Origin of the sequence: Desulfotalea psychrophila LSv54, from assembly GCF_000025945.1 — a bacterium.
Taxonomy (GTDB): domain Bacteria; phylum Desulfobacterota; class Desulfobulbia; order Desulfobulbales; family Desulfocapsaceae; genus Desulfotalea; species Desulfotalea psychrophila.
In genome coordinates, this window is sequence record NC_006138.1 from 3,372,694 (window position 1) to 3,399,067 (window position 26,374).

20 protein-coding genes, 1 tRNA gene and 1 riboswitch are annotated in these 26,374 nt (G+C 45.5%); of the genes, 14 read left to right on the forward strand and 7 right to left on the reverse strand.

The genetic code is table 11. The annotated features are described in order from the left end of the window. The first annotated feature begins 21 nt into the window (after positions 1–21). The 7 genes from DP_RS15100 to DP_RS15130 all read left to right on the forward strand — a co-directional run bounded on the left by DP_RS15100 (position 22) and on the right by DP_RS15130 (position 7,215). The gene (locus DP_RS15100; RefSeq protein ID WP_011190223.1) at positions 22–1,290 is read left to right on the forward strand and encodes a ferredoxin; all 1,269 of its coding nucleotides are present in this window, start codon (positions 22–24) and stop codon (positions 1,288–1,290) included. Between the two features lie 8 nt (positions 1,291–1,298). After that, positions 1,299–1,673, forward strand: a complete 375-nt coding sequence (locus DP_RS19325; protein WP_407637904.1) for a 4Fe-4S dicluster domain-containing protein — start codon at positions 1,299–1,301, stop codon at positions 1,671–1,673. A gap of 115 nt (positions 1,674–1,788) precedes the next feature. Continuing rightward, a complete protein-coding gene (locus DP_RS15105; protein ID WP_011190225.1) occupies positions 1,789–2,508 on the forward strand; it encodes a TorD/DmsD family molecular chaperone in 720 nt (239 codons plus the stop codon). A 156-nt stretch (positions 2,509–2,664) separates the two neighbouring features. Then, positions 2,665–2,877 carry a twin-arginine translocation signal domain-containing protein gene (locus DP_RS15110; protein ID WP_011190226.1) on the forward strand — a complete coding sequence of 71 codons (213 nt, stop codon included), beginning with the start codon at positions 2,665–2,667 and terminating at the stop codon, positions 2,875–2,877. A 12-nt stretch (positions 2,878–2,889) separates the two neighbouring features. Then, the gene (locus DP_RS15120) at positions 2,890–5,730 is read left to right on the forward strand and encodes a formate dehydrogenase subunit alpha (protein WP_011190227.1); all 2,841 of its coding nucleotides are present in this window, start codon (positions 2,890–2,892) and stop codon (positions 5,728–5,730) included. 13 nt (positions 5,731–5,743) lie between these two features. Then, on the forward strand, positions 5,744–6,310 hold the full coding sequence (gene fdh3B / locus DP_RS15125) for a formate dehydrogenase FDH3 subunit beta (protein WP_011190228.1): 567 nt from the start codon (positions 5,744–5,746) through the stop codon (positions 6,308–6,310). Positions 6,311–6,312: 2 nt separating this feature from the next. After that, positions 6,313–7,215, forward strand: a complete 903-nt coding sequence (locus DP_RS15130) for a formate dehydrogenase subunit gamma (RefSeq protein ID WP_011190229.1) — start codon at positions 6,313–6,315, stop codon at positions 7,213–7,215. 127 nt (positions 7,216–7,342) lie between these two features. On the opposite strand, the gene DP_RS15135 is transcribed toward DP_RS15130, so the two are convergent. The 4 genes from DP_RS15135 to DP_RS18100 form a co-directional block, all read right to left on the reverse strand. Next, a complete protein-coding gene (locus DP_RS15135) occupies positions 7,343–7,705 on the reverse strand; it encodes a winged helix-turn-helix domain-containing protein (protein WP_011190230.1) in 363 nt (120 codons plus the stop codon). A 233-nt stretch (positions 7,706–7,938) separates the two neighbouring features. After that, positions 7,939–9,174 carry a molybdopterin molybdotransferase MoeA gene (locus DP_RS15140; protein ID WP_011190231.1) on the reverse strand — a complete coding sequence of 412 codons (1,236 nt, stop codon included), beginning with the start codon at positions 9,172–9,174 and terminating at the stop codon, positions 7,939–7,941. Continuing rightward, positions 9,143–10,153, reverse strand: coding sequence for a GTP 3',8-cyclase MoaA (gene moaA, locus DP_RS15145; RefSeq protein ID WP_011190232.1), 1,011 nt, complete (start codon positions 10,151–10,153; stop codon positions 9,143–9,145). The genes DP_RS15140 and moaA overlap by 32 nt, the downstream gene beginning before the upstream one ends. Then, positions 10,143–10,268, reverse strand: a riboswitch (molybdenum cofactor riboswitch). (Overlaps the previous gene by 11 nt.) A gap of 389 nt (positions 10,269–10,657) precedes the next feature. Continuing rightward, positions 10,658–10,828, reverse strand: a complete 171-nt coding sequence (locus tag DP_RS18100; RefSeq protein ID WP_156792328.1) for a hypothetical protein — start codon at positions 10,826–10,828, stop codon at positions 10,658–10,660. A 564-nt stretch (positions 10,829–11,392) separates the two neighbouring features. Here DP_RS18100 and DP_RS15150 point away from each other — a divergent pair. Next, positions 11,393–11,632 carry a hypothetical protein gene (locus DP_RS15150; protein ID WP_049785129.1) on the forward strand — a complete coding sequence of 80 codons (240 nt, stop codon included), beginning with the start codon at positions 11,393–11,395 and terminating at the stop codon, positions 11,630–11,632. An 88-nt stretch (positions 11,633–11,720) separates the two neighbouring features. After that, entirely contained in the window at positions 11,721–13,724 is a 2,004-nt protein-coding gene (locus DP_RS17160; RefSeq protein WP_011190234.1) for a methyl-accepting chemotaxis protein, read from the forward strand. A 574-nt stretch (positions 13,725–14,298) separates the two neighbouring features. Here DP_RS17160 and DP_RS15160 read toward each other — a convergent pair. Next, complete coding sequence (locus DP_RS15160; protein WP_041278099.1) at positions 14,299–16,167, reverse strand: autotransporter outer membrane beta-barrel domain-containing protein; 1,869 nt, start codon at positions 16,165–16,167, stop codon at positions 14,299–14,301. A gap of 805 nt (positions 16,168–16,972) precedes the next feature. Here DP_RS15160 and DP_RS15165 point away from each other — a divergent pair. Beyond that, positions 16,973–17,956 (forward strand): DUF2971 domain-containing protein, encoded by a 984-nt coding sequence (locus DP_RS15165; protein ID WP_198408689.1) that lies wholly within the window; start codon positions 16,973–16,975, stop codon positions 17,954–17,956. 125 nt (positions 17,957–18,081) lie between these two features. Here DP_RS15165 and DP_RS15170 read toward each other — a convergent pair whose 3' ends face one another. Next, positions 18,082–18,816, reverse strand: a complete 735-nt coding sequence (locus DP_RS15170) for a DUF6261 family protein (RefSeq protein ID WP_041278100.1) — start codon at positions 18,814–18,816, stop codon at positions 18,082–18,084. An 820-nt stretch (positions 18,817–19,636) separates the two neighbouring features. On the opposite strand from DP_RS15170, the gene gapS6a reads away from it, so the two are divergent. Continuing rightward, on the forward strand, positions 19,637–19,960 hold the full coding sequence (gene gapS6a / locus DP_RS15180; protein ID WP_011190239.1) for a GapS6a family protein: 324 nt from the start codon (positions 19,637–19,639) through the stop codon (positions 19,958–19,960). A gap of 11 nt (positions 19,961–19,971) precedes the next feature. Continuing rightward, entirely contained in the window at positions 19,972–23,304 is a 3,333-nt protein-coding gene (gene gapS6b, locus DP_RS15185; protein ID WP_156792330.1) for a GapS6b family protein, read from the forward strand. Between the two features lie 268 nt (positions 23,305–23,572). Here gapS6b and DP_RS15190 read toward each other — a convergent pair. Continuing rightward, positions 23,573–23,649: transfer RNA gene (locus DP_RS15190), tRNA-Arg, on the reverse strand. A gap of 897 nt (positions 23,650–24,546) precedes the next feature. On the opposite strand from DP_RS15190, the gene DP_RS15195 reads away from it, so the two are divergent. Together DP_RS15195 and DP_RS15200 are read left to right on the forward strand one after the other, a co-directional pair. Then, the gene (locus DP_RS15195) at positions 24,547–25,617 is read left to right on the forward strand and encodes an ethylbenzene dehydrogenase-related protein (protein WP_011190242.1); all 1,071 of its coding nucleotides are present in this window, start codon (positions 24,547–24,549) and stop codon (positions 25,615–25,617) included. 10 nt (positions 25,618–25,627) lie between these two features. Next, complete coding sequence (locus tag DP_RS15200; protein WP_011190243.1) at positions 25,628–26,338, forward strand: hypothetical protein; 711 nt, start codon at positions 25,628–25,630, stop codon at positions 26,336–26,338. The last annotated feature ends 36 nt before the right edge of the window (positions 26,339–26,374 follow it).

A 26,374-nucleotide genomic window follows, 5' to 3' on the forward strand; every position in this document is an offset into this window, starting at 1 on the left:
ATAAAATTCAGGATAGAGAATATGGTTAAAGAATATCTTTTCAGCTATAACAAAACAGTTGAACTCGACTTGGGTGAAAATTTTGATCTCTCTGCAACTGACACCAAGAAAAAGTATCTCATCTCAAACAGCAAAGAATCTCTTTCTGAAATATACGCCGCCGAGATCAACTTCTACTTTGAAAATAGCGAAGATGAACTTCAGGAGAAGATCCATAATATAAAGGAACTCTATAAGGCCAGATCAACAGCCCTTGATTACGACCAAACAATCGAACACTCAGTTGAGATAGGCAAGAGAATAACTATCATTAGCCAAGGAGAACAGGCCAAGCTCAATGAGGCACTTCAGGCCCACGGATTCACCATCAGCACCCTCTCCCCAGCAGACATTTCTATTCAGGGCCATATCGGCAAGCTCACCATTAGCTGCCAACAGGCAAAAGACTGTACTCAGAGCCAAACTGACCAGATCATCTGGTTCGACGCCCCCCAATACAGCTCTGCCATAAGCGGCGTATATGATCCCAAAAGTTTCAGCCTTGAAGGACTTATCAGAAAGGTAAGTGAGAACTGTGGCGCCTATCCATTTTTAAACTATATAAAGCATAACTCTTCCATCTGCCTGGACACCCTTAAACGGGGAGCATCCTGCCATAAATGTGCTGATATATGCCCAACAAATGGCATCGTCCACCGCAATGGAGACTTACTCTTTTCTGCCATAGACTGTCAGGCCTGTGGACAGTGTATAAGCATCTGCCCATCCGGAGCATTAAGCTACGCCCAGATGCCGAGGGCCTCTTTCAAGGATATCTGCCTCTTCTATAGAGAAAAAACCGCCCTGCTTCTTCCCGAAGGGAGTGATCTTGAAAGGATCCGCCTACCGCTGAAAAAAGATGTTCTCCCCTTTGCCATTAAAACAGCGGGCTTTTTAGATGAGAGTCATCTGCTTACCCTGATCCAGACAAGCGGCAGACCCATTATTATCTACACAGATCAGCCCTCAGAGGTAACAAAAGAGATCGTCCAGCTCGTCAACGCTATCTTTCAGAGCAAATACCAGCGACCAGCCATATGTCTCTGCCACGATGCTAAAGAACTTGAGCAAGCAATGCAGGAGACATCTCCCCTTGCAGGCAGTATCTTTCAGCTTGATGTTGTCGCACCCAAAAAAAGAGAGATATTTTCCCTTCGCCTTGCCCACCTGGTGGGAGATAATGATCTGGGCACCCTGAGCACGGGTCCTCATATTCATTATGGGACCCTCTCCTTAAACCAGGAGAGCTGACACTCTGCCTGAGCTGTGCTGATGTCTGCAATGTAGGGGCGCTAACAGCGCATCCTGAAGACAATACCCTGAGATACAATCCATCGATATGTACCCAGTGCGGATCTTGCCAGCTCACCTGTCCCGAGAATGACTGCCTACACCTTCTCCCCGATCAACTCTCACTCACCCCCGAATATTTTAGGGATAATGTTCTTGCCCATGATGAAATTTTCCAATGTGTGGAGTGTGGCATAGGTTTTGCCCCGGCAAAATCAATTGCAAAAATCATAAAAATCATGACCCCTCTCTTTGCCAATGACCCCCTAAGGATCAAAACTCTCTCCTGCTGTTCCCATTGCAAGGCAAAGATAATGCTCGAATCCCTATCGATAGACAGCTGACAGGGACCAGAGGCAACTTACGCCTGAAGAGAAACTCCTCACGGACGGGCACCCTGCTCAGACAGGATTAATCTTTTCAGCAAAGAGAACACATATACAACAAGAGGCGCTACCCATGGATCTCAATTCTATCAATAAAGCACGCACAGTATACTATGGCCTGTTCGCATCACTTTTTGCCTTCAACATGAGCGAAGATCATTTCAAAAACATTGTTCACTCCGTTGATAGATTGAGCAATGCCCCCATCGATGACCAGACAGGTGTAGCACTCACCCTGCTGAAAGAAAGCTTAGAGAGCGGTGGCTACTCAGGTTTAAAAAATGAAAATGATATGGTGTTTTTTAGCCCAACAACATCGTTTACGCCCATGACCGCATCCTACTATTCTGAGGAGAGGGATGATGGGAAAAAACGGGTAGAGATGATGAACTACGTGCTGCAATCAAAGTTCAGAAGAAATAGTGATGAATATAAAGAGAATGAAGATCATATCGAATTCATTTGCCTCTTCATGCAAAAGCTCATCTACGACGAACTGCAGGGAGAAAAACACTCTCAGTGCCTGGGCAAAAACATTTTTAAAGACATCTTAAACGATATGCTGAACCCACTCTGCCAGAGATTGGCTGAACACGAGAATAGCCATATATACGGGCAAGTAGCCATTATTCTGAAATCGTTCGCCGATATTGAACGACTCTTTTTTGATATCAATGCACCGGCCATAGTTGATGCCAGCAGATTGGCCAAGCCCAATATAAAACTCGGAAAAGAGAAAAAAGCTGCAAGAGAGATGGTGAAGAGAAACCACGATGAATTCAGCAGCATCTAGTCAGAATCATAAGAGATAAGCAGAGATCCATGACCTGCGCACAAAACACTTAAAAACGACCTTTACAGTATCTACTCTTTTGTTTTTTTTCGGCCGATAATATGCATTTTCTGCATATTAAAAGAGAGGATCACACGTCAAACAATAGGAGAAAGTATGCATGAGGAGAGAAGAGATTTCCTAAAAACGACACTGGGAGCAGGTGTCGTGGGAGTTACAACTTTTTTAGCTGCCAAGACAGGCCTTGCGAGTGATAAAAGCCAGAACGCAACAAGCTCAAATGGAGTCGTAACAGGAACATCTCCCAAAAAAGAAATTCTCTACAAGAAAACAGCGAATTGGGATATTTACTACAAGTCATCGTACTAAGAGGAGGATATTATGATAAAAGAAACACTTAATAATATGTCAGCAAAGATTGGTCGGAGATCTTTTTTAAAGCTTGCGGCTATCGGGGCCGGGATGAGCGCCACATCGGCACTTGCCGCCACCGATACCATCCGCCCTGCAACCGACGAAGAGATAAAAAATCCCTTTCCCGGCTCAAAGCTGGTCAAGACAGTCTGTAGTATCTGCTCTGCCGGTTGCGGAATTATAGCAGAAGTGCAAAACGGAGTCTGGGTTCGTCAGGATGTTGCTCAGGACAACCCTATAAGTGAAGGCAGTCACTGCTGTAAGGGTATTGATCAGATTGATCTGATCAAAAGCAAGCAACGCCTGAAACATCCCCTCAAGAAGGTTAATGGAGAGTGGAAAAGGATTAGCTGGGAGCAGGCTGTTAATGAAATCTCAGATAAAATGCTGGCATTACGCAAAGAAAATGGCCCGGATGTGGCGATGTTTCTTGGCTCGGCTAAATTCAATCTGCAACAGGCCTTCTATTTTAGAAAATTTGCCGCCATGTGGGGTACGAATAATATCGACCACGTAGCCCGTATCTGACACTCCGCAACAGTCGCCGGTGTGGCGAACACGTGGGGTTACGGTGCTATGACAAATCATTTTGGTGATGTTGTAGAACATTCAAAGGCTATGCTGATTATCGGGGCAAACCCCGCTGCAGCAAACCCTATTGGCATGAAACATTTCTTACAGGCTAAAGATCGCAACGCGGCTCCTCTTATCGTAGTCGATCCTGTCTATACAAAAACTGCAGCCAAGGCTGATCACTATTTACGCATTCGCTCGGGCACCGATGTGGCCTTTGTTTATGGATTACTGCACATAATCTTTAAAAATGGTTGGGAAGATAAAAGCTTTCTTGAAAGCAGGGTCTACGGCATTGAAGACATTAAGGAAGAGGCGGCCAAGTGGACGCCGGAAGAGACCTCCAATGTCACAGGTATCCCTGCCGCACAGATCATTCAGGTAGCAACAATCCTTGCAAAGACCAAACCCACCACCGTTGTCTGGGCCCTTGGTATTACCCAACACAGCACAGGCACCTCCAACACCAGAATCATCCCTATCCTCCAGTTAGTACTGGGAAATATGGGCAAGAAGGGTGGTGGTTGCAATATCATTCGCGGCCATGACAATGTTCAGGGTTCAACGGATATGTGTTGCCTGGCCGACAGTCTACCGGGCTACTACGGTTTGTCCACCGGCTCCTGGAAGTACTTTGCCAAGGGTTGGGGAGTCGATTTCAAATGGCTTGAGGACAGATTTGCCGCGCCCGAATGGATGCCTGCCAAGGGTTTCTCACTGGCAAAATGGTGGCAGGGCGTCCTCCAGGAGGAGAAGACCTACTCATCAAGCCCCATCAGGGCGCTATGGGTACAGGGTAACGGTATCACCTCCATGGCCCAGACGGCAAAAATCCAGGAGGCCTTGGACAAGCTGGATCTCTTGGTTATCGCCGAACCCTTTGTCAACGAAGCTGCAGTCATCACCAATAAAAAAGATAATATCTATATACTCCCCGTTGCCACCCAGTTTGAAACCGAGGGAAGTGTTACAGCAACCAATAGAACCTCTCAATGGCGAAGCAAGGTTGTCGAGCCCCTCTATGAAAGCAAACCCGATCACGAGGTGATGTTTGCCTTTGCCAAAAAGTTCGGCTTTTACGACGAGTACACTCGGGCAATGAAAATGGGCATTAAGGACGGCGTTCTTACCCAAGTGAAAAAAGACTTTGTCTGGCCCGATGATGCCTCGGGTGAGATAGCACGGATTGTGAAGACAATCGGCCTTGGTGGCTGGACAGCCAAGAGACTGCGCGAACATCAGGAAAACTGGCACATGTTCGACCCACTCACCCTTGCAGGTCGCGGCCCCATGAAGGGCCAATATTACGGGCTTCCATGGCCCTGCTGGGATGAGAAACATCCAGGCAGCCCCGTCCTCTATGACGTTGACACCCCGGTCAATGAAGGCGGCATGGGATTTAGAAACAGATTTGGCCTTGAGCATGAGGGCGTAAGTCAACTTGCAGGTGATGCAGTTACCGTCAAGGGTTCCAAGGTACCGGGTGGATATCCTGAAATCAGCAGGGACAACATCGAAGAGGTGCTCAGCATCCAGCTTACAGCTGACGAAAAATCAAAGATGGGTAAAAACTGGAAGGTGGATTTCAGTGGTATTATCCAGGAAAAATGTCGGGCTGCCGGCGTCGCCCCCTATGGTAATGCCAGGGCACGGACAATTGTCTGGACCTTCCCCGATCCTATCCCCAAACACCGGGAACCGATCCACTCGCCAAGACCTGATCTGGTAGAGAAGTATCCTACCTACGAGGATCAAACCAATAACTTCAGGGTCGATGTCCGCTTTAAATCAGAACAGCAGGCTCAAGACTGGGTAAAAGACTTCCCCACCATGCTGGTGACAATGAGGGTGGTAAACCTGAGCGGGGCGGGAATGTTGGAGAGAACAAGCAAATACCTCTCACATATAACTCCGGAGATGTTTGCCAATATCCATCCTGATCTCGCCTTGGAATACGGCCTTCGTGATGGCGATATGATGTGGCTCCATGCACCTCAGGGCACCAAGATCAAGGTTAAGGCCCAGTATAACTTCAGTGTCACCCCCGACAGAATTGCCCTGCCATATAACTTCGCCGGCATGATGCAGGGTGTCGATATGAGCCAGAACTACCCGGAGGGCACAAAACCTTATAGCATTGGTGAAAGTTCAAACACAATCACCAATTACGGTTTCGATATTGTATCGCAAATTCCTGAGTTTAATGCAGGATTATGTCGCATAGAAAAAGCATAAGGAGGAGTGCATAATGAGTAGTGAACAAGCTCGAATGAAGTCTTTTTGCGACAGCGATCGCTGTATTGAGTGCTTTGGCTGCAGTGTCGCCTGCGCCGAAGCACATGACCTCCCCGTTGGCATAAGCCGCAGGAAGGTTATCACCCTATTTGAAGGTATTGAGGGAAAGGAGATTTCCACCTCAATTGCCTGCATGCACTGTGCCGACGCTCCCTGCCAAAAGGTATGTCCCGTTGACTGTTTCTATATCAGGGAAGATGGCATAGTCCTCCATGATAAGGAAAAATGTATCGGCTGTGGCTACTGTCTCTACGCATGTCCCTTCGGCGCACCCCAGTTTCCCCGGGACGGAGCCTTTGGCACAAAAGGCGCCATGGATAAATGCACCATGTGTGCAGGAGGTCCCGTCGAAACAAATAGTGAAAAAGAGCGACAGCTTTATGGGCAAAACCGGATAGCAGAGGGCAAGGTGCCCATCTGTGCTGCGGTTTGTGCAACCAATGCCCTATTGGTTGGTGACGCCGAGGAAGTCTCTAATATTTACCGAAAAAGAGTCAGTTCCAGAGGTAAAGGAGCATAAAAGTGATAAAGAAATTTCTGATTTCTATCATCACTACCCTATCTTTGGCATCAGCTGCATATGCAGCTGATAGCCAAATTTGGGGGACGATGATAATTCCGAACATCCTCGGTTATGGGCAAGAACAGTCACTACATCTAGGCCCATGGTTCACCTTCTTGCAAGGTGTCTATTTTTCAAAAATTTTCCTCGCCACTATCATAGGCGTGCCAGCTCTCTTTCTCGGCCATTACCTTATCTTTGGCCCGAAAATATTCTCCCATGCTGGAAAAAAAATCTATATCTTCCCTGCCATGCAAAGAATCGTCCACCTGCTGGCAGCGGTGGCCTTTATCATTCTTATTCCAAGCGGATTAATGATCGTCTTTGCAAAGTATCTGGGTGGAGGTCCCCTGGTGGCAGGCGCCAGACATCTACACGGCATTGCCACCCTTATTTTTCTTCTCTCCCTGATTCCAATGTTTTTATTTTGGGTCCGTGAGATGCTGCCAACAGCCGATGATATCAAATGGGTTTTGATCCTCGGTGGCTATCTCAGTAAAGAGATAAAGGAGATCCCCGCAGGTAAATTTAATGCCGGGCAGAAGATGTGGTTTTGGATGGCAACGGTGGGTGGCCTTATTATGATCGGCACCGGAGCCGCCATGTATTTGCAGGATTTCAACTATGGTATAGCCAGCAGTTTAGGACTATCTCAGATTGACCTGCTGCGAATTTCTGTCCTTGTCCATAATGGACTTGCTCTTCTCATTACCGCCTTCTTTTTCACCCACGCCTATATGTCCCTCTTTGCGATAAAAGGGGCAATACACAGCATCATAAATGGCTACAAGGAACATGATGAGGTGATGTATCTTCACAGCTCATATTACAAGCAACTGAAGCAGAGTGGCAAAATAGAGTAGTTGCAAGAAGATTTCAGGACACAGAATTGCAGCCGATAGCGCAGAATACAGGTAATTTTTCTCGGCTGCAGTTCTGCCTTTTTCACCTTCAGTGGGCAGGAATGGAGCAAAGAGTTAGAGAGTCGAACTACTTCTGTAAAAAAAGTTCCGCAAAACGCTTATTGGCAAACTCCTCGACCTCTGCCTGGAGAAGACGATAATTACGGATAAGCTCTTTGGCCTTTGGGGTCAGGGTTGTTCCGCCGCCACTGCCCCGTCCCTTTTGACTAATCACCAACTCGTCCGAAACATTTTGCTGCAGGGTCTTAATATGAGTCCATGCTTTTTTATAGTTCATACCCATATTTTCAGCAGCCCTGGCAATGGAACCATCCACCTCTATTCGTTCAAGAATTTCTGTTTTCCCCTTCCCAAAATGTAAATCATTCTGGTCATTTTCGATCCATATCTTGGTTTTGATGCTCAAAGAGTCCGCATTATCTAACTTCATAAGAATGGTTACACGTAGTTTAATTTAAAAAAATTGAACGGTATTTACAGACAGGCAACATAAAGCTAGCCGATTAAGTGGGCAGAGGCAATTTCTTTTTGCCCCGGTGCCACCAGCCCCGCCAGCCCCTGCCTACCAGAAAAGCCAGGGACTACAAACAAAAAACCCCACAGTTCCATTACAGAAAACTGCGGGGCAAGACCCTAATCCTCCAGGCAAATTCTCAGCAAATTCTAGGCAAAGGCAAATACATCGGTGAGATCACCAGGATTGAGAGTCACCCCGGGTTCCATGGCTATATAGCCATCGGCCTTAACTATGGAGGTGATCATATGCGATCCCTGTTGGTCGATCGGTTTAAAGGTGGGCTCCTCATGCTGTTTATTGGTGATAGCAACACGAATAAAGTTTGTCCTCTTGCCCTTATTGGCAATGGTCTTCTCCGCCCGGGCAGAAAAGCCCTCATGAATATGCTCAAGGCCCTGCAGGGCGGCAAGGGTGGGCAGAACAAAGTTTTGAAAACACATAAAGGCCGATACGGGATTACCGGGCAGACCAAAGAGCAGGGTCTTACCTCGTTTGCCAACATAGAGCGGCTTTCCTGGTTTCTGCCTGATCTGCCAGAAGAGTTGGGTGAAGCCCGCCAGCTCAGCCGCCTCCTTGACATGATCATGTTGCCCCACGGAAACACCACCTGAACAGATAATAATATCACTGTCCTGCTTTGCCCCCTCAATTGACTCTACGGTAGAGGATAAATCATCCAACACATGCAGACATTCAGCAACCACAGCACCCGCTTCCCGAATGCTGCCCTTTAACATCGGCGCATTTGAATCGCGAATCTGATATGACTTTATATCTTTATCAGCAAAGTGGGCCAGTTCAGTCCCGGTGGTGAAGAGGGATACCCTGGGGGCCGCATATACCGGGACAAAATCAAAACCAACGGCTGAGAGCAGGGCGATCTGACGAGATTTCAGCTCCTGGCCCCGACAGAGAAGAGATTCTCCCTGTTTAAATTCCTCCCCCGCATAGCGAACATCCTGGCCCTGACACTTGCATTTTTTAATGATAACCCTGCTACCATTTTCTTCAGTATCTTCAACGCGAATAACCGTATCAACACCCTGGGCAAGCATGGCTCCGGTACTGATCCGAACGGCCTGCCCCTCCTGGACAACTCGTCCGCAGGGTGCCCCCGCCTGAGATTCGCCAACAATAGCTAAGGAGACCGGATCCTTTCCCCCGCCAAGATCCTGCCAACGAACGGCAAAACCATCCATGGCAGAACTTGTATAGCGAGGCGAGGCCTCGGGAGCCGCGATATCTTCGGCCAGGCGACGGGCAAAGGCCTCCTCAAGTGACACCTGTACTTTTCTTGGTTCAGGTAGGTTCTTCTCTAAAATCGACAGTGCTTCAGGTACAGAAATCATATCAACCCCCAATGGTCGCCATTGAATCTTCACATATTTTATCCTGCAACTCAGCCGTTACATGCCCATCTTTCAACTTGCCGAGGACAGCCTGCTGAATTCTCTCCGCCACCTCGACATCATCTGCCCCATTTCTGAGCAGGGCCCGCAGATCAAGCACGCCACTATCATAGAGACAGTTCTTCAACATACCGCAGGAGGTGATTCGAACCTTATTACAGTGGGCACAAAACTTACGCGATTCTCCTTCAATAAGGCCGAGATTCCCCCTATATCCGGGCAGGGAAAATTTCCGTGCCGTCTCTATCTGGGCAGAAGAGATCTCCGTAAGCTCTGGAAAAAGTCTGACGAGACGATCCTCAAGCGACAGGGCCTTCTTAATTTCCCCACTCTCCTTACCGGAAAAGGGCATCAGCTCGATAAATCGCAGTTGAATGGGATTATCTTCAGTTAATGCCGCCATCTGCCGTAACTCCTCATCACTGGTATCCTCCATGACCACGGTATTTACCTTGAGAGGAATCCCCAAAGAGAGGATCTGATGAAAAACGGCAAGCACCTTCGTTAAACCGTCTCGGCGGGTAATCTGGCTGAAGCGAAGGGGATCAAGGGTATCAAGACTGAGGTTTATTCCCCCAAGCCCCATCTCTTTTAGGCGGCCAAGATGTGGGGAGAGGGCAATGCCATTGGTGGTGACCCGCAGGTCCAAATGCGCTGTTTGCTCCATCAGGGCCTGCATAAAATCAACACAGTCCCGGCGAACAAAGGGTTCTCCACCGGTTATCCTAATTTTATTCACCCCGAATCCGACAAAAATACGGCTGATACGGAGGAGTTCCTGATAGGAGAGAATTTCAGAGTGATCAAGGAACTGGACACCCTCTTCCGGCATACAGTAACGACAACGGAGGTTACAACGATCGGTTATGGAAAGCCTAAGATAAGTAATTGAACGGCCATGCGTATCAACCAACTTAGACTGCGGGGAACTGGGCCCCGGTGAGACATTCATACAGACTCCTTTTCAAGTGGTGGAAGGCTGAACCGTTTCCAGTACAACCCTAACGGCTGCAGACCATGATCCATGCAGAAACCGAAGGCCTTTTAGCTCGGAGTTATATTCTTAAGGCCCGACTACACAACACAGAGAGGCCCCCTATTTACCTAACAGAAAACCATCTTTTTCTCAAGTTATTCTAGCTATTAAGTGAAGATAAACACAGCTAGCAGAGAACTACAGCTATAAGCTGACAGTTAAAAGCAAACAAAAAAAGTTAACCACAGAGGGCACTGAGAACACAGAGGAAATCAATTTAAAAAACAGAAAAGACAAATACTAGAGAAAAACAGGAAAAAAGATACGAGAAAGAGCAAAAAATAGTAGTAGAGCGAAGTGGTGAAAAGCAGAGGTGGAGAAAAGAGAAAAAAACTGAGAAGAGCAAAAGGGGGGAGCTTTACTTAAATTCAAACTCCCCGGGATAGCAGAGCTCAAACAAAGCCTGCCATATTTACTCTACTAATAGGCACCACACTGCTGTTTGCAGCTGTATCCGCACTGGCTTGAACTAGCACCAGATTCGGTACAGGCTCTCCAACAATCAGCATAGCAAACATGATCATAGGCAGAGGCACCAGTGGCAACTAAAAGCAGGGCAGCAAGGGTCATAAGAATAGCTATTTTTTTCATTAAAAACTTCCTCGTCCAGAGTATAGGTGATCGTCTTCCGTTAAATCCCCAAGGGGGATACCAATTGCTACAGGGCGAACTTTTGTCCTCTACCTTAAGGCAGAGATAAAGAGCGGAAAAAAGATACAAAGCAAAGAGATAGCTGTCAAGGAATTCACAACTGACCTCTCACCCCCACAAGCAACAGGCGCACCTATTAGCAACAGCAACTATTTGATTTTTCCTGAATAAATAAGTGAAAGCAGAGTCACCCTTTAGCAAAATATTCAACAGTTACAACCAAAACCTGCCCCGTCCTAACTTTTCCCTTGACTCCTGCTTGACGCCGCTCTGTCTTTTTGTTATTCAACAAGTAAAATACACTAGCAACGACCTTGTTGCCCAGATAGAACTTACTGGCTTTACTCGATTATGTCCTCCTACACATTCAGAAAAAGTTGGCGGAGTCATGGCAAGCAGCAAGAAGAAAATCAAAAATTGACCGGAGCATAATGGAGCACTGAAGCAACCAGACCAATCCTCTTCGTCGTCACCTTGAACAAATATTGGCTGATAGAACAGGAGATGAAGGATTGCCAGGACATGGCCAAGAGAAAAGGGTCAGTTACGACTACACCGCCACGCGAAAATGGTGCCATGTGGGAGGATAGATACCCACGAAATGATGCTGTAAAAGCACTGAAAAAAAGATGGCAGGAAAGCACAGGGTTCCAGCAAAGGTCTCTTGCTGAAACGGCGATGTATCGCTACAAGCAGTTCATTCGTGATAAATTGGCCTCCGCAAACACAAGGTCAAGCTGGTAAGGGCCACTGCTATCAAGGCCGACGGAAATCATCAAATGGCAATTTTTAAGTAGTATACGTTTATTGAAAAAACAAAGGAAAAGAAGATATGAGCTTAGGCGACATGGCATTACGAACCAAACTTATAGCAGGTTTTACGACGATACTTGGATTGTTAGTGGTGGTTTCACTGGTAGGTTATATGGCACTAAATGGTGCCTCTAAAGGGTTTGGCGAATACCGAAAAATGGCTCGGGATGCTAATCTGGCCGGACGTCTCCAAGCCAACATGTTAATGGTGCGAATGAACGTTAAAGACTTTATCATTAACGGTAGTGACAAGGACGTAAGGCAATTCGAAGAATATATTGAAAAGGCGGAAGGTTTTATCGAAGAGGCCCAGGTTGAGATCAATGAGACTAGCCGGGCAGCTAAAATCGATAAAGTTGACGAAAATCAAGGGCTTTACCAAAAATATTTTGTAAAAGTTATAGCACTAAAGGCCAAACGCGATCAATTGGTAAACAATGTACTTAATGTCAATGGGCCGATTATGGAAAACTCGTTGACAGACATTATGGTGTCGGCAGAAGAAAACGGGAATACGACCGCGGCATTCAACAGTGGCCTGGCTATGAAACATCTGCTTCTGGGCCGCGTCTATATGGCAAAGTTTCTCGATACAAATGAGCAAGGAACTGTTCATCGCGTTCATGAGGAATTTCAGAAAATGGAGAAATATCTGGATATTCTTTCTGCGGAATTAGAAAATCCCACCCGCCGGGAACTGCTGGCAAAGATCGTTAAATCAAAAAATATTTATACAAAATCATTCGATAGGATGGTTGCATTTATCTTTGCAAGAAACACAATAATCGCCGAACAGCTTGATGTAATGGGCCCGGCTATTGCGAACAATCTTGAGGAGGTCAAGCTTTCCATAAAGGCTGTACAGGATGAGATTGGGCCACGCATGCAAGCCTCAAACCAACGGGCTGCAACCACTATTTTATTGTTCAGTGCTCTTGCCATAATTATTGGCATAATGCTGGTATTCTTCATTACCCGAAGTGTACTTGCCCAACTTGGTGGAGATCCTTCTGAAATAGCCAGCGTTGCCCACAGCATCTCTGAAGGGAATCTTGTTATAGATTTTAAAGACTCAGGACCAGCTGGGGCCACGGGCGTTTACAATGATATGGAACAGATGGCGGGTAATCTGAGAACGATGTTCAGTGGAATTGCTACTGGTGTTAACACCATGTCTTCATCCGCCACAGAACTTTCAGCCATATCAACTCAGATGAGTCAAAATGTCTCAAACATTACAGAAAGATCCAATGGTGTGGCAACGGCCTCGGAGGAGATGAGCACCAACATGAACTCAGTTGCTGCTGCAATGGAAGAATCCGCCACAAACATCAATATGATCGCCACTGCCTCCGAGGAGATGTCTTCCACCATAGGTGAAATTGCCGAGAATGCGGGTAAGGCACGGACTATCTCTGATCAGGCATTAGACAAGTCTTCCAGTGCATCTGACAATATGGATCAATTGCGAATGGCCGTAAATTCAATCGGTAGGGTAGTTGAAACTATCACTGACATTTCCGAGCAGGTCAATTTGCTGGCATTGAACGCTACTATTGAAGCCGCCCGGGCAGGTGAATCTGGGAAAGGTTTTGCTGTTGTCGCCAACGAAATCAAGGAACTGGCAAATCTCACCGCAAATGCCACCCAGGATATTAAGGTGGATATCGAAGGGATTCAGGGAACAACTTCAACAACAGTAACTCAGATTAATGAAATTTCCGATATCATAAAAGAGGTCAACAGTGTGATAAACGGTATCGCTACTGCTGTTGAGCAACAAGCTTCTGCAACCAATGAGATTGCTGGCAATGTGGCTCAGGCATCGGACGGGATTAGCGAGGTTAACGAAAACATCAACCAAAGTTCAGGCGTTACCGACGGAATTACTAGAGATATAAGAGATATTAGCGGAGCAATGAACGAAATGTCCACCGGCAGTGGCCAGGTAAATGAGAGCGCTCAAGAGCTCTCACGAATCTCAGAAAATCTGAAAGAGATGGTAGACAAGTTTAAAATCTAATGGCTCACCTTGCAGCGGGAGTTTCTGGTCTGACTCCCGCTGTTGCATTTCTCCTCCCCACGCTGGCCCTATAGTGTCCCAATAAAAAACGTTAACCACTGGAACCGAGAACACAGATACTAGAAAAAGCGAAAAAAAAAGTTAACCACTGCTTATGAGCACACAGAGGGAATTAATTTAAAAACAACAGTAAAGCGGAGCAAGAAACAGGAAAAGCAGATACGAGATACTAGAAAAAGCGGAAAAAAAGTTAACCACTGCTTATGAGGACACAGAGGGAATTAATTTAAAAACAACAGTAAAGCGGAGCAAAAAACAGGAAAAGCAGATACGAGATGCTAGAAAAAGCGGAAAAGCGGAAAAACAACAGCGTAGCTGGCTGATGGTGGTGGGCAGGAGGCCAAGCATGAGAGAGGGATAGCACCGACAAAATGAGCATATTCATCTCTTTTACGCAAAAGAAAGGAGCCCCACGAGAGTTTAAGAGGGCTAGCTCAAACAGCTCAAACTCTATTTCCCTGGGATCTCTCTCCGCTGCTCAGCTCCTTGACAAGGGGGCATGATCACCTCTGCCCTAAAAGCTGATGCTCAAACCCAACTCGCCCCCATAACTTGTTACCTCGGAAGCAAAGGCCAAAACCGAAAACGAGCCTTGAAGCATTACCCGTGAATTGAGTTTATAGGAAGTGCCTACTGAGATGGTGGCCCAATCGCTGGCTGCGGGGACGGCGTCCATGGAGTAGGAAGGAGCGTCAGCCGTGGTGATTGAGGCTGTTACCGTATCATCCCGTTCAGACCATTCGTGGTTCCATTTTGCTTCGGCAAAAGGTCGCCATGCATCCACATCCATCGACACGCTCCAACCAAGCTGACTGACCGCGGAATAGCGCTTAATATCTGCAAAAGAGAGAGCCGTAAGACCGGTGGTACCGGTTTCAGTGAAACTGTTAAGTTTAACTCTTTGTAATACCAAGCCTATGACAGGGCCGGTGGTGACAGAGCCAAACTCAAAATCGTTGCCCATACTCAGAGCAAAGGCCAGAGACTGACCGTCGGGATCAGAACTGTTTACATCGGTAAAGATACCTAATTGTACCGGGCGAGATATGTCGTTTTGAAACGCACCGTATGTTGCCACGGCATTAGCCCAAACCGAACCGGCCTTGAAAGCAGTATAGAGGCTTATTGCCTCGTCCGTTTGATCGTAATGGCCACCAGTAGAAAAATCTTGTTTCTGGTCACTGGCTGTAATCGCTGCACCCACGATGAGACCACTGGACGTTTGATAATCCACGCCTATCGAGCCATTAATAGGGGTACCGGAAGCTGTGGCAAAGCCCGCGTTATTATCAATTTCTCGATAGTTGGCGCCAGCACTGGTCCAGACATTGATACCGTTTGGGCCGCGATGTTGCTCCGAGAGGTCAATCTGACGTTGAATAGTGGCTGTGCGCGCTAACCCACCCTGCACCCCGCCTTCGGTGATCAGTGACATTTGACTAGGTGCAACGAGCAGACTGTACTCATAATCGGCCACGATGGTTTGCCCCGCTGTGGTTAAGTGCGCTTGATCGATGTACAGATCGTCCTGCTGAGCAGCCGGGGTAAGAATGGCGATCAGGGCACTAGGGACAGTTGAGGCTTTAGGCACCACTGAAGCTTCGGTAAATCCAAAAAGGGTGGGATTTTTCACTACGTACTTTATGACACTGTTCATATCGGCGGGAATAAAGTTAACCCCCTTCGTCTCCAGCAAGGACCAGAGAGTTGTTTCATAATCGAGCGAACGTTGGTATCCAGCAATATTCTCAGGAGCCAGCTCTCCTCCCAAAACTGCAGACCAGGCATAATAGCTGGAATTCGGTACGATAATAGTGCGAGCACCTGCTGATTGCAGAACTTTGATTTCCGATGCCAGAGCCACTGCCTGATCACTCAGATAAGTGGAGCGGGTGTCAAGCCATGTTGGGTCCTTATCCAACTCATCCTGAACCTTAATCAGATCGTTGTCGCCGGATTTGATAACATAGAGCGCGTTGGGGTTGGCCACACCATTAACCGAGTTGAGGTAGTTCTTCATCTGCTGAACAGCGGAGACGAGCACGCTCACCTCGATCGCCGCATAGGAGTGACCAATAGCATAGTTGGTTCCTCCGCCACCAATCGGTGCGGCGCTCAAGCCAAACTTTCCTGCCAGTATGGTGGTAGACATCAGCCCGTTTCCTGCAAAGCCACCTTTGGCTCCTTGAGCAACGGCGGCAACGATGGCAACATCATTATCAGGAATTCCCGTCGAATGATAACGAAAATAACCACTGTCCAGATTACTATCGCCAACTCCAACAAATTGATTGAACCCTTCAGCACAGGCTCCGTTGGCAAGGGTTAGAGTGGCGAAGGTTAGTAATCCGGTTGAGAGGGCAAGTTGCTTCAGTGTTAACATGAAAATCTCCCGTAATTGGTGTATTCGCACGACAAATCATACTGCACTTTTGGCAGAGAATTGCAGAGGTGTAAGAGAGCAACTGTCTCCACAATTTGGCCACCATGAAAGCTTTCTGGCAATCGTACTTTTCAGAGACATCCCCTAATATTAAAAGACTACATCCATATTATGGCAATGTAGCCTATCTCTTTGTACTCGTTTATTTACTATACATTTTCCTATCATAGACCCCAAGGAGATATTAATCAATTTAATATCTCTGCCAAGCAGATTAGCTTCAGTGAATCATCTATTTCAACATGGCCCTGTTGGACACATAGAAGCGAACAAGAGATACTAGATACTAGAAAAAGCGAAAAAAAAAGTTAACCACTGCTTATGAGGACACAGAGGGAATTAATTAAAAAGCAGAGAAAACAGATCAAGAAACAGGAAAAGCAGATACGAGATGCTAGATACTAGATGCTAGAAAAAGCGGAAAAACAAGTTAACCACAGAGGACAATGAGGACACAGAGGGAATTAATTAAAAAGCAGAGAAAACAGATGCTAGATACTAGATACTAGATGCTAGAAAAAACGGAAAAACAAGCTCAACCAATAACCTTCCCCTTGAATAAGCCATAGCCCTTTAGTATTACAAACAAATGCAGTTAAAAGAGGCGTCAGGAAATTAGCATTTCCCTGTAAACCACAGAAGCTACGCGGCGCCTAAACCACAAAAACAACCTCGTGGCTCATTCGGAGTCGTTATTTTTCTGTTGTAGCACTTGAATGTGGGAAGAGTTGATAGAAAGATTAAGATGAAAAGGATAAAAGTAGCTTTTCCAGATGTTACTCGCAGTTCAGCGATTAAAGGGCTAAGAAGAATGGAAAAAATTTATAAGTATTTTAGGTACGATGTTCTTGATTTGGTTTTTCGCAAAAAAGGATATTGTGGTGTTAAATGTTCATTGCCACAAGACTACAATGACCCGTATGAACTTTTCTTAGGGATGGATTTGTCTATTCCACCAGAGCATCTCGCATTTTATTACGACATAGTCAGTGGGATTCCTCAAAACCCAACGACATGCTTCTCTTATTCTCCTATCGTTTCACCAATGTGGGCTCACTACGCGAATAATCACTCTGGCTTTGTACTCGAATTTGACCTTGAGGGCTTACAAAAACACTTTGAAGGAAATCCGCTCTGGAACGTATCTTATCGTAAAGCTCCTCTTGAAAACTTAAAGGAAATACTAGCTAGAGCTGCTGGTACACTGAAGCCTCGTCATTCATACGCACTACAGGAAGCTGTTTTCGTTGAATCATATTTCTCTAAATATGATCAATGGGCATACGAACAAGAATGTCGATTCGTTGATATGACCAAGATCACTGAAAATGTAGCTGGCGATGATATTTTATTTATACCATTGGAATTTGTTACCGCATTTATTGCAGGTCCTAAATATCCAACGGATAAGATTCAACACTCATGTGATATATCCTCAATAGCGGACATGAAATGGTATGAACTTGTTATTGGTAAAAGCCATCCAAAACCCTACATTAAAGCCCAGAATAACGAAATTTTTATTTTCGAAGACAAGCAATTAGTTTTATCAACTAACAATTGCAGTAGTTGTTCTGAACCTCTAGTTAACGACAACAAGCTTTGTCCGTGGTGTGCGATCACTGAATCCCATAGAAAAGTTGCTGCTCAACACAATCCGTTCAGAATGATAAGTGCCATGGGAGGCTTAGACGATTATATGGAGGCTATGAATAAAATCGGGCGGTAGGTGAAAAAACTAACGAACAAGGATAGATCGTAAAAGGATAGCGATCCACGATCTTATCCTACTGTGTTGTGCCATGAGACGCGGAGGCGATATCACCTCCACGACTCAACCGTATCAGCGGTAATCTACTCTGCCTCTGCCTTTTCCTCGTCTGGCTTCTTGCCGGTTCTGCGCTTGGCCAGCTCATTATTTTGTTTAACAAACTGAGCAATATCGGCGCTAATGCTGGCAAATGTTTCCGGCTTGACCTTGCTCATAACATTCATATACTCAATAAGGCTACCATTAGTAATCTGGATTACCTCAGCTTTTAATCTTGTGGCCGAGGCGAGACTCTCCTTGCCAGCAATCAGCTCTCCCTGGGACATGGCGATGTTTTCAAACTCCTCTTGGGCCGTGGCCAGGATGCTGATCGAATCGTCCATCCCTTTGAGATTGGCAATAGCCTTAACAATATCCGGTTCTGCCAGATCAGTCAGCAGAGAGTTGATCCTGGCAGACTCGGCACTGTAATCCTCTCTCTGAATTCCCATACCATATTGACTGAGCACCGCATCTATCACCGCTGCAGCCTCCTTCATTTTGGGGAGAGGGATGTAGGTGTAGCCATCCACCAGGTAAAACAGTGCGCGTATTGCCTCGTCCCGCACCTCATCTTTTTCTGCTAGTTGCGAATAGGCCTCCAGGCGATTAAGGGCCAGGGTGAAATCATCATCGAGGGTGGTGAGTTCTGTTAAAATAGGGCTGAGGTAGGTATCACTGCTCCAGTCATTTTTGCTAAACTCTTTGAGGATACGTGTTGCCAGGTTGTTAATATCTGCGTTTCTACTGGATTCTCTAACTTTGCTAATTGTTGCCATCACTACAGCCTCCAATTTGAATTAAAAGACAAAAAAACTCTGAAAACATATGTGCTACCAAAGCACATCAGCTACATCTCTTCTTGAGTTAAGGGGCAAAGAGTAACTTTGTCAAGCACCCCAGCCCATGCCACCAAAGATTCTCACCAAGATGCATGGCCTTACCTAAGTATCTGCCAAGCCATAAGCTTCAGCGAGGCAATAAAGGGATGGGCAAGGGGCAAAGGGGAAAGGAGGTCGTCTACAGATGGAGAAAGCCTGAAACACCGAGGAGACGAGCAATATACAGATGTATAAAGCCTCAAACACCGAAGAAACAGACAATATACAAATGTATAAAGCCCCAAACACCGAAGAAACGGACAATATACAAATGTATAAAGCCCCAAACACCGAGGAGACGAGCAATATACAGATGTATAAAGCCTCAAACACCGATGAAAGAGACAATATGCAAATGTATAAAGGCTCAAACACCGAGGAAACACAATATACAGATGCAGACAGGGCAAAACCTTGAGGAGATGGCCAATCTACATCCATACAGAGGCCCAAAACTTGGGTAGACGGCCTATCTGCGAGGGTAGACAGTCTTTTTTTATGTCGTAGGATCAAGATCCCTGCTTTGCCCTTACTGACAGCTCGCCATCCCGCTACGCTCCACTGCTAAAGCTGATAGCTTGGTCTTCCCCCCATTGACAGGCTAACGGTGATGAGCAAAAAAACTTCGCGTTGTTTTAAACAGTTACTGATGTATACTGAGATAGTTTTAAAGTCATAAATGAATTTATGTACAACTTAATTATTAAGGAGTCTTCAAGTGGAATTTCTTACCGCCACGGTCTTTTCTGGTGTTTTGTATGACATGCTCAAGTGTGGAGCTGGTTTAGCATCTGATAATATAAAGAAAAAACTACAAGATTGGTTGATCGACGACAATATGGCCAGCAACATTGAGGCTGAACTGGCAAAGCTACAGCTATCAGATGAAATGAGTGAATCTGCCATTGCCAAGAAATTAACCAGCTCAGACGAAATTACAAAGATCTTAAAAGAGATAAAACCTATCAATCAAACTACGATTACACAAACACACTCTGGTACTGGAGACAATATAGCTGGAAATAAAGTTATTAATAACTGATGAGTAACAGCATGACGGAACCCATTTCTCAATATCATTATGGCCAAGGAGACAATGTTAGAGACAAGATCATCAACCGGGCTATCTCTCCCAAGGCCCTCCTAACTCCCATCCACTCTGTACTAACAAGTTTACGACACCGTCAACTAGAACAAGCGAAAGAAAAGCTAACCACCATAAACTCCACATCAAGCCTAGATACAGATACCATCGCCCTACTTAACATCATTCAGCTTTTGGTTAAGTTGACTGAAGATAACCCTCCAGCAGATAGTTACCAGCTATTAAACTCCTACCTCGCAACAGATCCAGATCAATTCTGTCGAGATATTGCTATCTCTGCACAAATCCAACTTGATGCCAAACATGACAACCACCTTGATGCTCATACACGATATACCGCAAAAAAGAGACAAGGGATATACACCAATGAAGCATATTATGCCCTCATAGCAAACCTTGATGAAATAAAGAGCGTTTTCAATGAACAAAGATTGCAACTTACTGAGATTGAGTTGTGTGGTTTAGTACGTGGAGCACTAAGGCTAGAAGCTCCTGATGAAGCTCTGGAAATAGCAAAACTCCTACACTCTATTTTGCCAGACCTTAACAGCAAAACGCTTATCCTTTTCACAAAGATATGTCTATTTAATAAAACAATCTCCGAATCTAGCGAAGCTAGACATTATTGGAGCATAACTGCAAGTAGTCGCAGAAACCTACTTAACCTATGCGACGAAACCGTTTGTCTAATGAACAACTGCAAGGGTAACGACACTAGAGTAGTCAACATAGCCACATCATTACTTAACCACGTTTTGGGTGAATACCAACCACTGGCAGACGTTTGTTGGGATTTCATTTCTAAGGTAGAAGCACAATCACCTGATATCGCATCTGAAATTCGCCGTATATATGAGCGAAAAAGAAGAACCACAGGAGGGATATCAGGCAAAATAGCCAAAGCTCAAGAAGATCCAGCATTCAAAAGTGACACCATAAACGAAATAACGAAATCAACAAACATCTCTGCAGAAGACTCCTTTCTACTAAGTAACATTGGAGATCAAGACACCATCCAAAAATGGCTTGGCTCCGGTGGAGCCATATCAAATACGAATCAGCTTGTAAGTGACGTTGCCCTGCTTGAACTAAAAACGATGGCATGCAAGGACACCAAGAAAGCAGTTGCAGAACTCCAAGAGGCGGCTGATGAGTTCACCAATAAACATCAAGCTGACTTGGGCAGCTTAGATCCTCGAAACGCGCTCTCTCTAGCTGAGAAACTCTTCAATCTAGAAATTTTTCCTGCTGCATGCGAGTTACTAAAACCGCACATTCCTAGCAGTGATATCTGGGCCTCACCCATTCTTCAATGTTATCTCAATGCCCTACTTTACAGCCAGAAAATGATGTCACTGAATTCAATTTTGGAAAAAATTGATATAAATGACTGGGATGACGTTATTTGGCAAATAAAAGCACGTCAACTTGGCCATGGCCACAACTATAAAGATGCCATCAATGCCGCAGAAAAAGCATTAGTATATTCAAACACATCACGTTACAGTTGGTCTCTTCTTATTTATTTTCACAACCAAAATGACAGCAACAAAGACTTAATCTCCCAAGTGGTGAATCGGATTCCAGATGAAATATTCTCCCAACCATCTGAGATAGGTTACCAGCTACTGTCTGAAATTGTAAGAATAGGAGATTTTTCGAGAGCCGAGTTTTTTATAATTGACTGGTTTATCAAAAACCCCGATCATTGTGCCATTCCTTTCACAGACTTCTACCTTTCGATAATTTTAAAGGGCCACGAAGAACTCAATCCATCGCCTACCGTGGGTGACTGTCATGGCGGGCTACAATATAGCTGTGATGGGAAAATCACGACTAAACTGTTAGTCACGGAGAAAATCGCACCACACCCATCTTTGATCAATATTTCATCTCCACTGGGACAACTACTATCGGCAATGGATATAGAGGACACCCAACAACATGGCATGATGGATATTAAGCTTATCAAACGAGAACCACCCTATATAGCCATATTCAACATTGCATCGTCATTAAGAGAGGCTCTCAATGATGGTTCTGACTGCTTCTACTCATTCACATTGCCTGAAGACCCAAACGAGATGTTCAGGGCTTTGGAGCGAAAGCTGACTCCCTCCCAAGGCAACAAAAGCACCCTCCTCGCCAACCCCAAAATGCCACTATTCCTAAAAGGCTTCTACAACAATAGCCACGAAATAGTAAAGTCAGCGTTCCAACTCCTCACAGCAAAAACAGCTACTAAACAGGATTTACCAGCGTTCGGCGAGGAAAATCCAGAGCAAATCATTCTGGATGTCTATTCTGCAAGCTACCTGGCACTGACTGGTTTAAGCGACAATTTGATAAATTCTCACATTAAAATTGCCATAACTATCGAAACAAAATTCTATATAAAACAGTGGCTAGAAGATGTAAACCGTGAGGATTATCTTACCATAGGCGTTCACCCTGAGGGGGGCCTCTTACGCTGTACCGCTGAGGATATGCGTCTACAAACAGTCGATATACAAAAGGCTCTCAACCAAATACTAACTAAATCTGAGGTAATATCCCCGAATTTGATTGATACCCCACCAGAAGTATTGAAAATAGAGGACGCTGTAGACCCATCAGTACTTTCCAGCCTTAAACTTTCAATAACAAACAACATTCCTTGGCTATGCATTGACCTAATTTTTGCACAATTATCAAAAAGTTGTGGGCACCCTATTGTAAATGCGCTCCATTTTTTTACATTCCTGGACAGTAATCTGCCAATTGAGCATTTGCATAAAGGATTATACTTACATGTCACAGCGGGATTACCGTACCCCATAACTTACGAAAACATAATCCAGCTCAGCAAATCAAAAGAAGAACATGCACATTACTTTTTAGCTGAAATATTAAGAATGTATCCTAATGCTTCCCCTAACACCAACGCCACAATACAGTTCTTACATCATATTCTTATAATAATTTTAACAAATGCCTATGAAGATGGAGAAATACTAAAGGGCCTTAGTGTGACCAACCCAAGAAATAATGGGTACACAGAACGTGTATTTAACGCATGTTGTGATGTTTCAATGGAGTGTAAAGGTAATGAAGAGGCACATTATAAGCTTGCTATGCTATTAACCCACCTCTTTCACACATTCCGCGAAATAACCCCAATAATCAATCTTATACGCTATATGGCTTCGCGTTTCATTATTGGTCATATTATGTGTGCAGAAACCATCAATAATCATGTTATTGATCTAATCACAAAAATAAGAAACAACGAGATATCATAATACTTCAGGCCAAACCTTAAACGGCTTAATGAAACACACATAAACGAAGCGACTCGGCGGTAAGACATTTGAGCTAGAGAAGAAAGGAAGAGAAGGGTGGTGCCCTGCAAGGCGGATCTGTATTGAGTAGGATCAGCCCTCGAAAGAGGAAGGCCACAGAGTAGAGATGGAACGGAGAAACCGGGAACGGAGAGGCAGAGCTTTTTGCTAAAAGCAGAAGGCAAAAAAAAAGGTCTCACAGCAAATTGCTGTAAGACCTTTTAACAAATGGTGCACCAGGCAGGATTCGAACCTGCGACTCCTTGATTCGTAGTCAAGTACTCTATCCAGCTGAGCTACTGGTGCAGCGAAGATGCACTTTTTTACCCTAATTCTCCGATAAAGGCAAGGGTATTTTTCATCTTTTTTCCTCCTTAAGCACCTTAAATGACAATAAGGATGGAACAATAATCATTTAGAAAATCATCTTTTTTGAGAAAAGCAGTCCCCACCCCAACAGCAGAGAAAGGCCCGCCGTTGGCACTGGCAGATATCCTCATAGTCGGCAAGATTTATCTTGGCATTACAGAGATTAGAGGTATATCATTATAGGAGTTAATTTTTAAAGGATCTCTTAGATCCCTGCCAGCATCTATCCCCCTAAAAGGACAATACATTCAGGGGGGGCAAAGAGAAATCTCCGCAGGGCAGGGGCAGGAAGTCTGGAAAAGATAAGAATAACGACTCTCACTAGAAGGTGAGAGCCTTGAAGGCCATTAACCAGCACCACTGATATGGAGCAAGAGCTCTTGCCCCACAACAATGATCACGAGGAGCTAAAATGAGCAAAGGAAAACAAGGCAAAGAAGGCAAGAAGGTACCGGCAATGACCCTTAAAGAGAAGAGGGCAGCCAAAAAGAGCAAAAAAGAGCCCAAGGATCCACTGGTAAGCTAAGCTGTTAACGAAAACTGGCCAGTGGCTGGTATCGAGACCAGGTGAGCTAGGAGATTTGTAGAAATCCCATCGGCAAATCCCCACTGATCCCGATACCATCCCCCCAAATGCCACTGCCTGCCCCACTGAATACGCACAGACTCTCTGCAGACTTCCAGCAACTCCTCCATCTTTAAGCAACAACTAGCAGTTTAGGCGCCCCCCTCAGACCATTTCACCCCATTGTTATTTGCCTGCCAATATCATATTATTTAGAAGTCAGCGAATAAACCAGCCTAGAAAAGCTCCACAACCAAGAGAGGATAGATATGAAAGTATCACGACCCTGTGTTGCCAGCATGACATGCGCTATTGCCTGCGCCTTACTATTAAGTGGCTGCAATACCAGCAGCAAAGATGATCCCAACACCCTGTACAGCACCAAGATATCTGAGCCAATCAGCCTCAGTGCGGATAATCCCATCTGGGACAAGGCCACTCCACTCAAAATTTCTCTGACAGAAACCCCATATAAACCGACAGGCTATAAGGGCATGCCCCAGACAAACGTTGTTCTCAAATCACTTTATGATGAGAAAGACCTCTATATACACATGCAGTACGATGATCCGACCAAGAGCCTGGACCGATTTCCCTGGATCAAGCAGAAGGATGGTTCCTGGCAGCAGCTGATGAACAAGGATCAAACCGGCCATGAAAACGACTATTACGAGGATAAGGTAGGTTTTTTCTGGAACATCAACACCCGTGGTTTTGACAAGAAGGGATGTACCATCTCCTGCCATCTCACCGTCGATGGAATGAATAACGACATCGCCGATACCTCGGCAGGCAGAAAATATACCCGCTCAGCAGACGAGACCATCGACATGTGGCATTGGAAATCGGTAAGAACAGGCGTCCCCTTCAACCTCTCCCACGATCAGTATGTTGACAGTGTGGCCGATCCCAAAAAGAACAAAAACTGGGGTCGTCATGGTGATGAGAAGACCAGTGGTGGTTACACCAACAACCAGACAAAAGACAAAACAATGCCCGCCTATATGAGCAAGACCCCCGGCGACACCAGAACCTATCTCATCGATAACGAAAAAACCGCCTTTGTCGACCACTTCAAAACAGGCGATATGGTTCCCGGCATTATTGTGGAGAAGATGACCGGCTCGGCGGCAGATATCCAGACAAGCCAGGAGTATAAAAACGGTCAATGGACCCTGGTCTTTAAGCGTAGCCTCACAACCAATCACCCCAAGTCGGCCAGTCAGGATGTCCAGTTTAAGGACCTGAAAACGCCCTACTATTTTGGTATTGCCGTGTTTGATAACAGCCAGATAAACCACGTTTACCATGAGGGAAGCATAAAGCTTCAGTTTAAATAGGAGGTGGCCTGTGACTATCCAACAACTCAATACCCAGGCAAAGATAGCCATTTCGCTGTTTTTGCTCTTTATCATAACGGCGACATGCTCCTCCGTTATCCTCCTGAGCCTTGAGCTCAGCGGCGAAACATCCGGCTTGAAGATACCGACAATCAGTCAAATCAAAAGCAAGTACAGCAGTCCCGAACTGGTTGCCTCCATGCGAGGGGGAATGTATGAGCATGTAACAGCGGATGAAGATATTGATCTGGTGGATCAGTGGATCAGAGATGGTGCCAGCCGTGAGGATGCATCATATAAGGCGGTGGCAAAAATCATAAAGCTTGATTGCGTCAACTGCCACAGTAAAGGGTCCACCATGTCACAGGCAATCCCCTCCCTACCCCTTGAGACCTATGAACAGATCCTGGCCCACACAGAGTCCGGTTACTCCTGGTCGAAGATGTCTAAACAGGCGCATATCCATATGTTTGGCATAGCTATGTTCCTTATCACCTTAACCCTCATCTTCTCCTACACCAGCTACAGCAATAGTATAAAGAACACCCTTATCCTCACCTCCTTCGGTGGGGCCTTTCTGGATATTTTTTCCTGGTGGTTCTCTAAATACTATACGGGTTTGGTCTATCTTATCTTCGGCATGGGTGGACTTATGATCGCCTCCATCCTCCTTATGTCGTTCCTTATTCTGATAAATATCTGGCAGAAGCAGAGAGACTAACTATTTTAAAAGCACATAAAAAAGGCAACCGGTACC

Bases quoted from the DNA above. Each gene is read 5' to 3' on its own strand.
- DP_RS15100 (WP_011190223.1), top strand. From the start codon at position 22: ATGGTTAAAGAATATCTTTTCAGCTATAACAAAACAGTTGAACTCGAC.
- DP_RS15105 (WP_011190225.1), top strand. From the start codon at position 1,789: ATGGATCTCAATTCTATCAATAAAGCACGCACAGTATACTATGGCCTG.
- DP_RS15110 (WP_011190226.1), top strand. From the start codon at position 2,665: ATGCATGAGGAGAGAAGAGATTTCCTAAAAACGACACTGGGAGCAGGT.
- fdh3B (WP_011190228.1), top strand. From the start codon at position 5,744: ATGAGTAGTGAACAAGCTCGAATGAAGTCTTTTTGCGACAGCGATCGC.
- DP_RS15135 (WP_011190230.1), bottom strand. From the start codon at position 7,705: ATGAAGTTAGATAATGCGGACTCTTTGAGCATCAAAACCAAGATATGG.
- moaA (WP_011190232.1), bottom strand. From the start codon at position 10,153: ATGAATGTCTCACCGGGGCCCAGTTCCCCGCAGTCTAAGTTGGTTGAT.
- DP_RS18100 (WP_156792328.1), bottom strand. From the start codon at position 10,828: ATGAAAAAAATAGCTATTCTTATGACCCTTGCTGCCCTGCTTTTAGTT.
- DP_RS15150 (WP_049785129.1), top strand. From the start codon at position 11,393: ATGAAGGATTGCCAGGACATGGCCAAGAGAAAAGGGTCAGTTACGACT.
- DP_RS17160 (WP_011190234.1), top strand. From the start codon at position 11,721: ATGAGCTTAGGCGACATGGCATTACGAACCAAACTTATAGCAGGTTTT.
- DP_RS15160 (WP_041278099.1), bottom strand. From the start codon at position 16,167: ATGTTAACACTGAAGCAACTTGCCCTCTCAACCGGATTACTAACCTTC.
- DP_RS15165 (WP_198408689.1), top strand. From the start codon at position 16,973: ATGAAAAGGATAAAAGTAGCTTTTCCAGATGTTACTCGCAGTTCAGCG.
- DP_RS15170 (WP_041278100.1), bottom strand. From the start codon at position 18,816: ATGGCAACAATTAGCAAAGTTAGAGAATCCAGTAGAAACGCAGATATT.
- gapS6b (WP_156792330.1), top strand. From the start codon at position 19,972: ATGACGGAACCCATTTCTCAATATCATTATGGCCAAGGAGACAATGTT.
- DP_RS15195 (WP_011190242.1), top strand. From the start codon at position 24,547: ATGAAAGTATCACGACCCTGTGTTGCCAGCATGACATGCGCTATTGCC.